This is a genomic window from Bradyrhizobium sp. LeoB3 (assembly GCF_055456055.1).
This window is the reverse complement of record NZ_JBVBEF010000307.1, coordinates 1-1,032: the sequence shown is the minus strand read 5'-3', so window position 1 is coordinate 1,032 and position 1,032 is coordinate 1. Positions and strand designations below refer to the sequence as shown.

Here is a 1,032-nt window from a genome sequence, read left to right as displayed (position 1 = left end):
GCCGGCCGATATCCTCAACTATCCGCTGATCCATATGGACAGCCGAACCGATTGGTCCAGGTGGCTGCAGGCGGCGGGCGTCAATGACACGCATATCATTCACGGCCCCGTGCTCAATCGGGCCAGCATGGTGATCGACGCGGCGATCAACGGGCAGGGTATCGCGCTTGCCCGTACGACATTGGCGGCATGGGACCTGATCAACGGGCGGCTGGTGCGGCCATTTCCGGAAGCGTTGCGACTATCGAAGACCTACTGGATCATCTGTCCGAAGGCGACGACAGCCCAGCCGAAGATCGTCACGTTCCGCGACTGGCTCTTGGCAGAGGCTTCCAGGGATCTGCGGCAGCTCAAGCAGCTGGGCTGGTCCTTGAGCCCGCTCAAAGAGAGCGGGGACTGATCCGCCCTCACGCAGACGATTGAAGATCAAGCAACGGTCAGTAATCCTTCCTGATCGCCGTTGCGAATAGGAAAGGCGGCGGAAAACCGTCGCTCGTTGCGGCCGTTCGCTTCCTGCGCTAGTTTACTGATCGGGGACGTCGCAGCCTCCCCGTAAAATGGTGACCCCATGCAAGCGCTGCTCGCTTTTCTATGGAGCGAGCGCATGGACGGGTCCACTTTTGAACTGCCGCTGTTTCTGCTTGCGACCTTTGCGGGTGCACTTGTTGCTGGGCTCTCGGGCTTTGCCTTTGGACTTGTGGCGGCTTCGCTATGGCTTTACATCCTCACGCCGCTGCAGAGCGCGACATTGATCGTCGGCTTCGGTCTTCTGGTGCAAGGCTACTCAGTCTGGAGACTGCGCCGCGCGCTCGATGGGAGCAAATTGCTGCCGTTCATCGTCGGCGCCGCTCTCGGGGTTCCGACCGGAGTGTCTCTCTTGACCTGGTCCGATCCTCGAACCGTCCGCATCGCGGTTGGTGCGTTCCTCGCTGCGTACAGTCTCGACGCACTTCTTCGACCCAGCCTAAAACCGATCTCCACCGGAGGGAGCGCGGCCGACGCTGCGGTTGGCTTCCTCAACGGCGTGCTTGG

At 61.1% G+C, this 1,032-nt stretch carries 2 protein-coding genes; both read left to right on the top strand.

The window, feature by feature from the left end; genetic code table 11:
• A partial coding sequence (locus ACZXDY_RS46030; RefSeq protein WP_464350029.1) for a LysR substrate-binding domain-containing protein occupies positions 1 to 400 on the top strand: 400 nt, incomplete at its 5' end.
• Between the two features lie 204 nt (positions 401 to 604).
• Positions 605 to 1,032, top strand: a 428-nt coding sequence (locus tag ACZXDY_RS46025; protein WP_464350028.1) for a TSUP family transporter, incomplete at its 3' end; no start/stop codon positions are given.